An 11,835-nucleotide genomic window follows, 5' to 3' on the forward strand; every position below is an offset into this window, starting at 1 on the left:
GTCATCCCACCAGAATGTGAACCGACGTGGCGCCCGCCTCGATCTGGGTGACGCCTCCGCCGACCGTGTGCGCGAGACCCACCCGCGCGCCCAGCACCTGCCGCTCGCCGGCTTCTCCGCGCAGTTGCCAGAACATTTCCGCGATCTGTGCGACCCCGGTCGCACCCAGCGGATGACCGCGAGCGAGCAGGCCGCCCGAGGGCGACACCGCGACGCGCCCGCCGATGTCGAACCATCCTTCGTCGACGCCGCGCCCTCCCTCCCCCGGTGCGCAGAAGCCGAGGTCCTCGTAGTGCACCAGCTCGGCGATGGTGAAGGGATCATGCAGCTCGCACAGGTCCACTTCCTCCGGACCGATCCCGGCGACCTCATAGGCCCGGCGGGCCGCGCGGATGGTCATCTCGGAATGGTCGTCCGCCATGCCGACGCCGTTGCGGATGCCTGACGCGAGAATGGCGGCGCGAACTTCCACAGGTCGCGCCGTGTAGCGCCGCGCCACCCGATCGGACGCGAGGATGACCGCGGCGGCGCCATCCGACACCGGGCAGCAGGACAGGCGGGTCAAGGGCTCGGCGATCATGGGCGCGGCGAGCACGTCCTCGACCGTGATCTCGTCGCGCCACGGGGAATAGGGATTACGCACCCCGCCGCGCCGGTTCTTCACCGCGATGCGGGCCAGCTGATCCAGCGTGGTGCCATAGCGGTCCATGTGCTTGCGCGCCATCATGGAGAAGACGGAGGGCATGACCCGGCCCATGCTGCTTTCGAGATCATCGGCAACGAGCGGGGTGAAGCCCCCTTTGGCCGAGGCGAGCTTTTCCGCACCGATGGCGATGCCGATATCCGCCTGACCGGCCTTGATGGCGTTGACGACGCCCCAGACCGCCGATGCGCCGCTCGCGCAGGCGTTCTCGCAATTCACCACCGGCATGCCGGTCATGCCGATCTTCAGCAGCACCTTCTGGCCGAAACACTGCCCCTGATAGGCGTGGCCGGCATAGGCCAGTTCGATATCCTCCGGGCGCACGCCCGAACTCTCGATGGCCGCCCAGGCGGCCTGCCGCGCCAGTTCGTGAACCTCGACCGTGGGATGCGGCTTGAACTGTGTCATTCCGGCGCCAATCACATGGACCGCACTCATAGGTTCTCATCCTTGATCGGGCGGAATTTCGGTCCGAGAACTCGGGTGCCGTCGGGATCGGTGCGAATGGTGCCGATGACGAGATCCAGCCGCTGGCCGATGTGCAGGTCGGTTCCCGCCCAGTCGGTGATCTGGGCCGTCAATGTCGGGCCAGCGTCCAGCTCCACGATCCCCAGAACGAGGGGCGAGTCGTAGCCGGGCATGCCGCGGTGGATGCGGGTGAAGTTGAGGAGCCGCCCGGTCCCCTCCAGCTCGCACGTTTCCATGGTGCCGGCCCGATGGGTCACCGGGTTCATCACCTGCACCGGGTAGAACAGCTCCCCCGTCTCGCGGCAGCGGCTGCCGAGAAGGCGCGGCGGCGGACCGGCGACGAACAGGTCGTCCCTGAGATTGCGCGTGGCCGTCATGAATGCATGTATCCGTCGTCTACGGAGATGATGGCGCCGTTGATGACGGCGCCGGCTTCGGGCGAGGCGAGCAGCAGCAGGGTTCCGTCGAGATCATGCGGCTGCGCGATCCGGCGCTTCGGCAGGGCCGCCGTGATCTTCTGCCCGGCCTCGGAACCGAAGAACGCGGCATTGAGGTCGGTGGCGACATAGCCGGGGCAGATGGCGTTGACGGAGATGCCGTGACGCGCCCACTCGATGGCCAGCGCCCGCGTCATCTGCACCACCGCCGCCTTGGACATGCCGTAGACGCCGAGTTGCGGCATGGGCACGAGCCCCGCCACGGACGCGATGTTGACGACGCGGCCGGCAATGCCCCGCTCGATCATCCGCTGGCCGCAGACCTGGGCCACGAAGAAGGCGCCGCGGACGTTGGTGGAGAACACCCGATCGAATTCCGCCTCGGTGGTGGAAAGCGCCTTGGCCTGCACCGCGATGCCCGCATTGTTGACCAGGATATGGATCGGCCCCAGCGCCGCCTCCACCTCGGCGACGCCGGCCTTGATAGCGTCGACGGACGCCACATCCATGGCGACCGGCACGATGGTGCAGCCCAGCGCGTCCGCTTCGCGCGCGAGATCCTCGAGAAGGCTGGTGCGCCGGGCCGCGGCGGCGACGCGCGCGCCCTTGCGCGCCAGCATCAGCGCGAAATGCCGTCCGAGCCCGGAGGACGCCCCTGTGACAAGAACCGTCTTGCCCGCCAGCTCCCGCGCGTCGCTCATGCCGCATTCTCCCGAGCCTGCTGCCTCAGCAGGAATTTCTGAACCTTTCCCGTCGCCGTTTTGGGGATCGGCCCGAACGCGAAGCCGCAGGGAACCTTGAAGCTGGCGAGCCGCGCCCGACAGTGCGCCTCAAGTTCCGCAGCATCGAGCGCCACACCGTCCCGGATCTCCACGAATGCGAACGGACTTTCGCCCCACCGCGCGCTCGGAACCCCGACAACGGCGGCGCTGAGCACATGGGGATGGGCGCAGATGGCATTCTCGATCTCGATGGACGAGATGTTCTCGCCGCCCGAGATGATGATGTCCTTGGACCGGTCCTTCAGCTCGATCGCACCATCCGGGTGCCAGACCGCGAGGTCGCCGGAATGGAAGTAACCGCCAGCGAAGGCCTCGCGGGTCGCTTCCGGATTTTTGAGATAGCCGCGCATCACCACATTGCCGCGGAACATCACCTCGCCCAGCGTGGCGCCATCGCGCGGAACCGGCTCCAGGGTCAGCGGATCGGCCACGATGGCGCTGTCCAGAACAAGGTTGGGAATGCCCTGTCGCACCTTCAATGCCGCCCGCTCGGCAGGCGCCATGGCAGCCCATTCCTCCTGCGGCTCGCGGAAAATGGCTGGTCCCCACACTTCGGACAGGCCGTAGCCTTGATCGAGATCGATCCCCATCTGCTCCAAAGCGAGGAACTGCGCCGCGGTCGGTGGAGCGCCCGCCGTGAGCATGCGCACCTTGTGCGACAGGACGGGCCGTTCCGCCGCCGGAACCTGGGCGATCATCTGCGCGATGACCGGCGCGCCGAAGACATGGGTGGCACCGTGGCGGGCGATCAGTCCGAGGATCGCGCCGCCGGAGGGTTTGCGAACCAGAATGTTGGTGGCGCCCACCCCAGCCATGGGCCACAGATAGCACCAGCCGTTTGCGTGGAAGATGGGGACCACCCAGACCAGCCGGGGACGCCCGCTGACGCCGAGGGCGAGCATGTTGCCGAGGGATTCGACGAAGGCATTGCGGTGGTCATAGACCACGCCCTTCGGCTTTCCGGTGGTGCCGGACGTATAGCCGAGCGTGATGGGTTGCAGCTCGCTCGACGGCTGGGCCGAGCGGAAGGCGGGGTCGCCCTCCGCCAGCAAGTCCTCGTACTCGATCGAGCCGATCCGCGCGCCTCCGGGACCGCCGGGGTCGGCGATGTCGACGACCAGAGGCGGGTGCGCGAGCGTGGCGAGGGCCTGTCGGGCAAGCTCGGAGAATTCGGTATCGACAAGAAGCACCTTGGCTTCGCAATGGGCGAGGATGTAGGCGACGGTCTCGGGCTCGAGGCGCGTGTTGACGGCATTGAGCACGGCCCCCGTCATGGGCACGCCGAAGTGCGCCTCGTAGATGGCCAAGCCGTTGGGCGCCAGTACCGACACCGTGTCGCCGGGACCGACGCCGCGTCGCGCCAGCGCCGAGGCCAGCCGCCGGCATCGCGCGGCGGTCTCCCGCCACGTCAGCGCGATTTCGCCGCTGACAACGCTGGTTCGGTCGGCGAAATACTGCTCCGCCCGATCGAGGAAGCGCAGGGGCGTGAGCGGCGCATGGCATACCCGGTCCAGGGGCAGGTCGTCGTAGATGCTCATTCCCCGGCCTCCCGCAATAGGGAGGCATGGGAGGGTTCAGCCTTGTCCGCCTTCTGGCGCGCCACGACCGCCAGACGCGGCGGGGCGTACTGCGCCTGCCCGTACACCTCGAACAGCGCCCGCGTCACGTCGTAGTGGTCGGCGAGCCCGGAGCCGAGGAGCGGCGCGAGCAGGCCCTGCCGATATCCAAGCCCCAGCTTGAGGCACAGATCCATGTCCTCGGCCGTCGCAAGGCCGTCGTCGAGGGCCGTGAGGGCGAGGTTGAACTGCGGTCGCAGGAGGCGGTCGACGATGCGGCCGGCGCGGTCCGCGCACCGGCTGACGGTGAAGCCCGCCGCTTCGAAGACGGCCTGGGCGGCATCGAGCGCATCCGGGCGCGTGGTGCGGCCGGCCACCAGTTCGATCAGATCCGATGGAGGATTGGCGCCGAGCCGCCAGCGCGCGAAGCCGACCAGGTTCGACGACGCCGGCGGATCCTCCTCGCGCTCATAGGCCGCCAGGCATTCCGTACCAAGCTCCACCAGCACCGCCGTCCGCTCCGGCGCGCTGCAGCGCGCGGCTGTCGCGGGGCCGAGCAGCACAAGCACCGCACCTTCGGCAGTGGCACCATCGATGAAAGCGTGTGCGCCCGGAAATGCGCGACTTTCGCCTGTCCGCGCGATCGAATAGCTCAGGTCCGGCATCATACCTCCCCACGTTCGCGGCTGCCCATCCGGCGCCAGCGCTTGGTTTTTCTCGTCTTAGGCGCCGAACAGGGCGTCGGAACCGTAATCAAAGAACCCACGCCGGGTTTTGCGGCCGAGCTGCCCGGCCGCCACCATCCGGCGCAGCAGCGGAGGGGGGAACGTCCGCGGATTGTTGGTGACCGAGAAGAACGCCTCCGAGGCGCGCAGCTGCGTGTCCAGCCCGATGAGATCGATCAGCTCGCACGGCCCCATGGCGAAGCCCATGGCCGCCTTCACCGCCTTGTCGATGTCGGCGGGCTCGGCGACCCCGGCCTCCACCATGCGGATCACGTCGTTGTGGTAGGGCACGCAAAAGAAATTGAGCACGAAGCCCGGCCGGTCCTTGGTCTCGACAGGATGCTGGCCGGTGGCACGCTGGAAGGCCCAGGCTTGATCCCAGCTCGCCGCCGAGGTCTGGATCGCCGTTGACATCTCCACCAGCCGCATCAGCTGCGCCGGGAGGCAATAGTGCGCTCCGACCACCCGATCCGGCCGCCCCGAACCCGCCGCGAGTTCGGTGATGGAAAGCGTCGAGGTGTTGGTGAGAAAAAGGGTGTCATCCCGGCACACCGCATTCAGGGTCGAGAGCAGCCGCTGCTTGGCTGCCAGTTCCTCGTAGATCGCCTCGACGACCACGTCCGCCTCGGCGAGGGCTGAGACGTCCTTGACGTAGGACAGGCGCGCGGTCGCCGCGGCCGCGGCCGCGGCATCGAGCTTGCCCTTGCGCACCGAGCTTTCGAAAAACGCCTCCACCTGCCGCTTTGCGCGGTCGAGGGCATCGGGGCTCTCGTCGAACACGAAGGTGTTCAGCCCCGAGCGCGCAATGGTGATCGCGATGCCGGCGCCCATCGTTCCCGCACCGGCGACCGCGGCGGCGCTCCACTCCCAGGCCATCTGCAACTGCCTTTTTTGAATTTATATTCAGTTTTTATCGCGCTCCTCCGATCTTCGTCAAGACCTGAAGGCAGGCTTCCGTCCAAACCGGGCATTTCGCAGATCGGCGTTATCGTGCGCCGTAGCCTTTGCGAATGCGTGATCTGGCGCATCACCGGGCCGGCCTCGCAAAGGCAGGCGCGCGTGTTCCGCTATTGACAGCGCCAAGCGCCTTCAGTCAAAAATGATTGAACAAGTAATTATTTTATGACGGACGCTCCATGCTGCCGCTGCATCGCCTTCCCCCAGCACCTGACGCACCGCCCTGCACGCTGCTCGCCGGCGTCAGAGTGCTTGACCTCACCACCTCCATCGCCGCCCCCTATGCCACCATGCTGCTCGCCGACCTCGGCGCGGAGATCACGAAGATCGAGCGACCGGGGCGCGGCGACGACTCCCGGGCGTGGGGACCGCCTTTCCTCGACGGCGAGTCGCTCTGGTACCTGAGCGTGAACCGCAACAAGGCGAGCGTGACGCTGGACTATGCCCAGCCGGAGGGCCTCGCGGTGCTGCACCGCCTCGTGGCGGTCAGCGACGTGGTGGTGCTCAACCTCGTTCCGCGGGTTCAGAAAAAGCTGAAAGTGGACCGGGAGACGCTGCGCGCCCTCAACCCGAACCTCGTGTTCGTCTCCATCACCGGCTTTGGCCTCGATGGCGTGCGGGCCGACAAGACCTCCTACGATATCGTGGCGGAGGGCTTCAGCGGGGTCATGGACCTCACGGGCGAGCCGGACAGCCCGCCGCAGAAGGTGGGCACCCCTGCAGCCGATCTTCTCTCGGGCATGGATGCCGTCATCGGCACCCTCGCCGCCCTGTACGACCGCGCGAAGAACGCACGGGGCCACACCATCGACGTCTCCATGTTCGAGAGCATGAGCCGCTTTCTCACCCCCCGTGTGGTCACCTATCTCGGCTCCGGCGAGGTGCCCCGCCGCTCCGGCGGCAAGGACAGCGTCATCGCCATCTACCAGGCGTTCGACACGGCCGACGATCCGATCACCCTCGGCCTCGGCAATGACGGCTTGTGGCGCCGCTTCTGGGAGGCGATCGGCGACCCGGCCTTCGGCGCCGATCCGCGTTTCGGGAGCAACGCCGACCGCCATGCGTCGCGGGCGGAGATCGTGGCGCATATCCAGGCGCGCCTTCTCACGAAGCCGCGCGCCCACTGGCTGGACCTCTTCGATGCCGCCGGCATCCCCTGCGGCCCCATCAACCGGATCGACCAAATGGTGGAAGATCCGGAACTTCAGGCTCGCGGCTTCCTCTACCGGATGGAGGACAACGGCCGCACCATTCCCCAGGTCGGCCTCGGCATCGGCATCGACGGGTCCACCTGCGGGCCACGCCGCGCCCCGCCGGTGCTGGGCGCCGATACGCGCGACGTGCTCGCCGGCTGGATCGGACTCGATGCCGCCGAAATCGATCGCCTGAGTCGCCAAGGAGTGATCTGACCCCCATGACCATACTGGACAGGCTCGATGCTCAGCTGGACCTCAGCGAGAGCGAACGCATGCTATTCGACAGCGTCTGCACGCTCGCGCGGGACCAGTTCGCACCGAAGGCTTCGCATTACGACGAAACCAGCGCGTTTCCCTGGGAAAACGTGCAGGCGATCAACGCCCTCGGCCTCAATGCCATGTTCATTCCGGAGGCCTATGGCGGCGCCGAGCTGAGCTATCGCGCCTATCTGGCCTGCGTCCGGGAGATCAGCCGCGCCTGCGCATCCACCGGCATCATCTGGGCGACCAACTTCCACGCGATCAAGCCGGTGGTGGCCTTCGCCAGCGAGGAACAGAAGGCGCGTCTCCTGCCGCGCATCGCGGATGGCGGCCTCGCGGCCCTCGCCATCACCGAGCCCGGCGCGGGGTCCGACGCCACGGGCATGAAAACCCGATTCACCCCCGATGGGGACGACATGATCGTCGACGGCGGCAAGTGCTTCATCACCAACGGCGACGTGGCGGATCTCTATCTCCTGTTCGGCAAGTGGTCCGAGATCGAGGACCCCAAGGCGGCGATCTCTGTGCTGGTGCTCGAAAAGGGTACTCCCGGCCATTCCGTGCTGGGCACGGAGAAGAAGATGGGACACCGCGCCTCCAGTACGGCGGTCCTCGCCTTTGACGGCTGCCGTGTCCCCCGTGCGAACCTCATCGGCGCGCCCGGTGAGGGGCTCGACATCCTTTTCGGCTCTCTCAACCGGTCGCGCCCGAGCGTCGCCGCCCATGCGCTGGGCATCGCGCGGAGCGCGTTCGAGCGGGCGGTCGCCTATGTCAACGAGCGCAGGCAGAACGGCCGGCGCATCATCGACAACCAGGGCATCCAGTTCCTGCTCGCCGATCTCGCCACCGACATCGTGCTGGCCGAGAGCTGGCTGTGGCGTGTGGCGGACATGGTGGAAAGCGGCACGGACGACTTCGGCATCGAATCCTCCATGCTGAAGATGAAGGCGACAGACGTCGCCATGCGCGTGACCGAAGAGGCCGTCCAGCTGTTCGGCGGCTACGGCTACTGCCGGGAATACGAGGTGGAGCGCCTGATGCGCGACGCCAAGATCACCCAGATCTGGGAGGGCACCAACCAGGTGCATCGCCAGCTGATCGGCCGATCGTTCGCGCAGAAGAAGAGCAACCGCTGATGTTCGACCTCAAGCTCGACGGCCCGAAGGCCGTCCTCACTTTGTGCCGCCCGCCGGTCAATGCCATCAACGCGGAATGGCTCGCAGGCTTCCACGCCTTGCTGGACCAGCTGGAGGGCGCGGCTGGATTGTCGGCCCTCCTGATCCGCTCCGACCAGAAGATCTTCTGCGCCGGCATGGATCTCGACCACGTCCGCGCCCTCTTCGCCCGTGCCGACGGCGCGGACGCCATGGTGGGCGACGTGTCCGAGTTCCAGCGCCTGTTCGCCCGCATCGAGGCCCTTCCGGCCGTGGTGGTGTGCGAGATCGGCGGCGCGGCGCTCGGCGGCGGCCTCGAACTGGCGCTCGCCTGCGACATCCGCATCGCATCGCACAAGGCGAAGCTCGGCCTGCCCGAAGCGCGCCTCGGGCTCATCCCGGGCGCCGGCGGCACCCAGCGCCTGACCCGCCTGTGCGGACGGGGAATCGCCTCCCGCATCATCCTCTCCGCAGACACGCTCGACGGCGCGACGGCGGAGCGGCTCGGCCTCGTGCAATGGTCCTGTCCTCCGGAGGCGCTGGAGGCGACCGTGGAGGCGGTGGTCACCCGCATCGCCGGGCTCGCGCCAGCGGCCGTTCGCGAGGCGAAGGCCCTCATCGCTGCCGCCGGCGACCCGGCGCGAGACGGATATGCCGAGGAACGCGAGGCGGATCGCCGCCTGTTCGACCAGGCCGACACACGAACCCGCATCGCCGATTTTCTCGCCGGTGCCCGCTGAGGAGCGCATTTCATGGACTACACGGATATCCGCTACGAGGTGGCAGACCGCATCGCCACCATCACCATCGACCGCGAAAAGCGGCTCAATGCCTTTCGCGGACGCACGGTGGAGGAATTGCTGCACGCCTTCCGCGCCGCCTGGGCGGATGACGATGTGGGGGCGGTGATCTTCACCGGGGCGGGCAACAAGGCGTTCTGCGTCGGCGGAGACCAGAAGGAATTCGTCGAGACCGGAAGCTATGGCCTGAGCCAGAACGGGCGCTGGGAGATCGAGGACCTGCACGTCGCCATCCGCTCCATTCCCAAGCCGGTCATTGCCGCGGTGAACGGATTCGCCATCGGTGGAGGCAACGTCCTGGCAGCGGTGTGCGACGTGGCGATCGCCGCCGAGCACGCCCGTTTCGGACAGGTCGGGCCGCGCGTCGGATCGTTCGATGCCGGCTGGGGCACCCATCTCACCCGGCTCATCGGCGAGCGCAGGGCACGCGAGATGTGGTTCTTCTGTCGCCAGTACACGGCGACGGAGGTGGAGCGCTGGGGCCTTGTCAACAAGGTGGTGCCGGGGGACAGCCTGATGGCCGAAGCCACAGCCTGGGCGCGGGAGACTGTCGCACTCAGCCCGACGGCATTGAAATTTCTTAAATGTGCGTTCAATTTGGAGACCGGTGGACTGGGCGCGCAGGCGCTGTTCGCCGATGCCGGCCTCCAGCTGTATCTGGAATCGCCGGAGTGCCAGGAGGGTCGGGTCGCCTTCGCCGAGAAGCGTGCCCCCGACTTCGCGGCCAGACGGAAGGGATAAGGGGCTGGATGGATCAGACCGTGCTGCCAACGCGTCGACCCGCCCGCAAGAGCGGGACGACGCCGACGCGCCGCCACCGCAAGACGGAGCAGCGGCGCCAGCAGATTTTCTCCGGGGCGCTCAGCTGCTTCGAGCAGAAGGGCTACCATGAGACCACGGTCGCCGATATCGCGGCCGCCGCCGGCGTCAGCTCGGGCCTGATCTACCAGTATTTCAACGACAAGCGAGACCTGCTTTTTCAGGTGATCCTGGAAATCCTCGAAGCCTACAACCGCGACGTCCCGAGCGCGCTGATCGGCGTCAAGGACCCGCTGGAACGGCTCCAGGCCGCGGCGATCGCCTATTACAAGGTGATCGATCAGCGCGTTCAGGCCACCCTGTTCGCCTATCGCGAGAGCGCCTCCCTCGAGAAGGAGCAGATCGCGATCCTGAAGTCCAAAGAGCTTCAGACCAACCAGTTGATCGTGGACTGCGTTCTGGAATGCGAACGCGCCGGCTTCTGCATGGACGTCGATCCGGAACTCGCCACCTACTGGATCATCAACTCCGCCCACGCCTGGGGGCTCAAGAACTGGCGGCTGCGCAAGGTCATCAGCTTCGAAGACTATGCCCGCAAGACCCTTGGCGTCATCATCCGCGGCATGTTGAACGACGCGGGCGAGGCGCATTTCTCACGCCACAACCTGCTGGATGGCCGCCCGCTCTGATTTCCGCCGCCGGCCCTGTACCAGGGGCCCGACGGGAAGGGCGGATGCCGGACGATGAGCCGGCATCCGGTCGCCCGGGCCTACTTCTTCATGACCAGAGGACACTCCCCCTCGGCAAGCGGGCGGAATGCATCCTGCGGATCGATGCGGGCGACGATCTCGTAGAGATCCCAGGGCTCTTTCTGCTGCGACGGCGCCTTGATCCGCGCGAGATAGGCGGGGCGCATCAACCGGCCGTCCGCGCGGATTTCGAGGTTGTCGCTGTAGAAATCATTCACCGGCGTCGCCCGCATCTTGTCGACCACCGTCGTGACATCCGTGGTCCCCGCCGCCTTCACGGCTTTCAGATAATGGGTCACCGCGCTGTAGACGCCGGCGTGCGCCTCGGTCGGCATCACCTTGTTGCGAGCGAAGAAGCGGCGCGAGAAAGCCGCCGCTTCGGGGTTCTGGTTCCAGTAGAAGATGGTCGAGAATTCAAGCCCCTGCCCCAGCTGGGTGCCGATGGCATAAGCGTCGGAGACCAGAAGCATGCCCACCACCAGGCGCTGGCGGGGGGTGATCTGGAATTCGGACGCCTGCTTGATGGCGTTCACCGTGTCGTTGCCCGAATTTAGGATGGCGACCGCCTTGGCCCCGGAGCCCTGCGCCTGGAGCAGGAAGGAAGAGAAGTCCGTGGTGCCCTGCGGATGATAGACGACCCCGACCACCTTGCCGCCCCGGGCCTCGATGACCTTGCGCGTCTCGTCCGCCAGCGAGCGCCCGAACGCATAGTCGGAAGCGATCAGGAACCAGCTGTCCACGCCCTGCGCCAGCAGCGTCTTCGGCAAGGCGTTGGCGAACATGTAAGTGTCGTGAGTCCAGTGCAGGCCGTTGCGGGTGCAACTCTTGCCGGTGATCGCCGTGCTCGCCGCCGAGGCGAAGAGCGCGATCCGGTTCTTTTCCGCCGCCAGCCCCTGCACGCTCAGGGCAACCGCAGAATTCCCCATGCCCGTGATCACCTGCACCTGATCCTCGTCGAACCAGCGGCGGGCGATGGCCGCGCCGATATCGGCCTTGTTCTGGTGATCGGCCCCGAGTACCTCGATCGGCCGACCGAGGACGGTGCCGCCGAAGTCTTCCGCAGCCATGCGGGCGGCATCGACCGTCGGCGGACCGAGGGCCGACGACAGATAGCCGGAAATGTCGGTAAGCACGCCCACGCGGACCGGGCCGGTCGATCCGTCGGCCGATGCGGCCGGCAATCCGGACACCGCCATAAACCCTGCCGCAAGCGCAGCCAGCAGAACAGCTCGCATGTTTCCTCCTCCTGAAGCTTGATTCATTTTTGAGGCGGCGCGGTATTCCGCCC

Annotated in this window: 12 protein-coding genes; 5 read left to right on the forward strand and 7 right to left on the reverse strand. The window is 67.0% G+C overall.

Going from position 1 to position 11,835, the window contains the following annotated elements; all coding sequences use genetic code 11:
• Nucleotide 1: 1 nt before the first annotated feature.
• Genes V5F74_RS23990 through V5F74_RS24015 form a run of 6 tightly spaced genes read right to left on the reverse strand, consistent with a single transcriptional unit; the run spans nucleotide 2 to nucleotide 5,547 of the window.
• Complete coding sequence (locus tag V5F74_RS23990) at nucleotides 2–1,141, reverse strand: thiolase family protein (RefSeq protein WP_394010213.1); 1,140 nt, start codon at nucleotides 1,139–1,141, stop codon at nucleotides 2–4.
• A complete protein-coding gene (locus tag V5F74_RS23995) occupies nucleotides 1,138–1,548 on the reverse strand; it encodes a Zn-ribbon domain-containing OB-fold protein (RefSeq protein ID WP_394010214.1) in 411 nt (136 codons plus the stop codon). The genes V5F74_RS23990 and V5F74_RS23995 overlap by 4 nt, the downstream gene beginning before the upstream one ends.
• A complete protein-coding gene (locus V5F74_RS24000) occupies nucleotides 1,545–2,309 on the reverse strand; it encodes an SDR family NAD(P)-dependent oxidoreductase (RefSeq protein WP_394010216.1) in 765 nt (254 codons plus the stop codon). Before V5F74_RS24000 ends, V5F74_RS23995 begins: the two co-directional genes overlap by 4 nt.
• Nucleotides 2,306–3,928 (reverse strand): AMP-binding protein, encoded by a 1,623-nt coding sequence (locus V5F74_RS24005; RefSeq protein ID WP_394010217.1) that lies wholly within the window; start codon nucleotides 3,926–3,928, stop codon nucleotides 2,306–2,308. Before V5F74_RS24005 ends, V5F74_RS24000 begins: the two co-directional genes overlap by 4 nt.
• Nucleotides 3,925–4,611, reverse strand: coding sequence for a 3-hydroxyacyl-CoA dehydrogenase family protein (locus V5F74_RS24010; RefSeq protein WP_051679436.1), 687 nt, complete (start codon nucleotides 4,609–4,611; stop codon nucleotides 3,925–3,927). Before V5F74_RS24010 ends, V5F74_RS24005 begins: the two co-directional genes overlap by 4 nt.
• 57 nt (nucleotides 4,612–4,668) lie before the next feature.
• Nucleotides 4,669–5,547, reverse strand: a complete 879-nt coding sequence (locus V5F74_RS24015; protein WP_029557351.1) for a 3-hydroxyacyl-CoA dehydrogenase family protein — start codon at nucleotides 5,545–5,547, stop codon at nucleotides 4,669–4,671.
• Between the two features lie 260 nt (nucleotides 5,548–5,807).
• Here V5F74_RS24015 and V5F74_RS24020 point away from each other — a divergent pair, with 260 nt between their 5' ends.
• The 5 genes from V5F74_RS24020 to V5F74_RS24040 are packed head-to-tail and all read left to right on the forward strand — an operon-like array spanning nucleotide 5,808 to nucleotide 10,487.
• Nucleotides 5,808–7,037 carry a CaiB/BaiF CoA transferase family protein gene (locus V5F74_RS24020; RefSeq protein ID WP_394010218.1) on the forward strand — a complete coding sequence of 410 codons (1,230 nt, stop codon included), beginning with the start codon at nucleotides 5,808–5,810 and terminating at the stop codon, nucleotides 7,035–7,037.
• Nucleotides 7,038–7,042: 5 nt separating this feature from the next.
• Nucleotides 7,043–8,221, forward strand: a complete 1,179-nt coding sequence (locus tag V5F74_RS24025; RefSeq protein ID WP_394010219.1) for an acyl-CoA dehydrogenase family protein — start codon at nucleotides 7,043–7,045, stop codon at nucleotides 8,219–8,221.
• Nucleotides 8,221–8,979: an enoyl-CoA hydratase/isomerase family protein gene (locus tag V5F74_RS24030; protein ID WP_394010220.1), complete on the forward strand. Its 759-nt coding sequence runs from the start codon at nucleotides 8,221–8,223 to the stop codon at nucleotides 8,977–8,979. The genes V5F74_RS24025 and V5F74_RS24030 overlap by 1 nt, the downstream gene beginning before the upstream one ends.
• Nucleotides 8,980–8,991: 12 nt before the next feature.
• Nucleotides 8,992–9,780, forward strand: coding sequence for an enoyl-CoA hydratase-related protein (locus V5F74_RS24035; protein ID WP_029557347.1), 789 nt, complete (start codon nucleotides 8,992–8,994; stop codon nucleotides 9,778–9,780).
• Nucleotides 9,781–9,788: 8 nt separating this feature from the next.
• On the forward strand, nucleotides 9,789–10,487 hold the full coding sequence (locus V5F74_RS24040) for a TetR/AcrR family transcriptional regulator (RefSeq protein ID WP_051679054.1): 699 nt from the start codon (nucleotides 9,789–9,791) through the stop codon (nucleotides 10,485–10,487).
• A gap of 80 nt (nucleotides 10,488–10,567) precedes the next feature.
• Here V5F74_RS24040 and V5F74_RS24045 read toward each other — a convergent pair whose 3' ends face one another.
• The gene (locus V5F74_RS24045) at nucleotides 10,568–11,782 is read right to left on the reverse strand and encodes an ABC transporter substrate-binding protein (protein WP_394010221.1); all 1,215 of its coding nucleotides are present in this window, start codon (nucleotides 11,780–11,782) and stop codon (nucleotides 10,568–10,570) included.
• Nucleotides 11,783–11,835: the final 53 nt, after the last annotated feature.

This window comes from Xanthobacter aminoxidans (assembly GCF_043193615.1).
Classification (GTDB): Bacteria; Pseudomonadota; Alphaproteobacteria; order Rhizobiales; family Xanthobacteraceae; genus Xanthobacter; species Xanthobacter aminoxidans.

What these genes read in the sequence shown, in the direction of transcription:
- V5F74_RS24045 (WP_394010221.1), bottom strand. Translation starts at nt 11,782, where the DNA reads ATGCGAGCTGTTCTGCTGGCTGCGCTTGCGGCAGGGTTTATGGCGGTG.
- V5F74_RS24025 (WP_394010219.1), top strand. Translation starts at nt 7,043, where the DNA reads ATGACCATACTGGACAGGCTCGATGCTCAGCTGGACCTCAGCGAGAGC.
- V5F74_RS24010 (WP_051679436.1), bottom strand. Translation starts at nt 4,611, where the DNA reads ATGCCGGACCTGAGCTATTCGATCGCGCGGACAGGCGAAAGTCGCGCA.
- V5F74_RS24035 (WP_029557347.1), top strand. Translation starts at nt 8,992, where the DNA reads ATGGACTACACGGATATCCGCTACGAGGTGGCAGACCGCATCGCCACC.
- V5F74_RS24040 (WP_051679054.1), top strand. Translation starts at nt 9,789, where the DNA reads ATGGATCAGACCGTGCTGCCAACGCGTCGACCCGCCCGCAAGAGCGGG.
- V5F74_RS24020 (WP_394010218.1), top strand. Translation starts at nt 5,808, where the DNA reads ATGCTGCCGCTGCATCGCCTTCCCCCAGCACCTGACGCACCGCCCTGC.
- V5F74_RS23990 (WP_394010213.1), bottom strand. Translation starts at nt 1,141, where the DNA reads ATGAGTGCGGTCCATGTGATTGGCGCCGGAATGACACAGTTCAAGCCG.
- V5F74_RS24015 (WP_029557351.1), bottom strand. Translation starts at nt 5,547, where the DNA reads ATGGCCTGGGAGTGGAGCGCCGCCGCGGTCGCCGGTGCGGGAACGATG.
- V5F74_RS24005 (WP_394010217.1), bottom strand. Translation starts at nt 3,928, where the DNA reads ATGAGCATCTACGACGACCTGCCCCTGGACCGGGTATGCCATGCGCCG.
- V5F74_RS24000 (WP_394010216.1), bottom strand. Translation starts at nt 2,309, where the DNA reads ATGAGCGACGCGCGGGAGCTGGCGGGCAAGACGGTTCTTGTCACAGGG.
- V5F74_RS23995 (WP_394010214.1), bottom strand. Translation starts at nt 1,548, where the DNA reads ATGACGGCCACGCGCAATCTCAGGGACGACCTGTTCGTCGCCGGTCCG.
- V5F74_RS24030 (WP_394010220.1), top strand. Translation starts at nt 8,221, where the DNA reads ATGTTCGACCTCAAGCTCGACGGCCCGAAGGCCGTCCTCACTTTGTGC.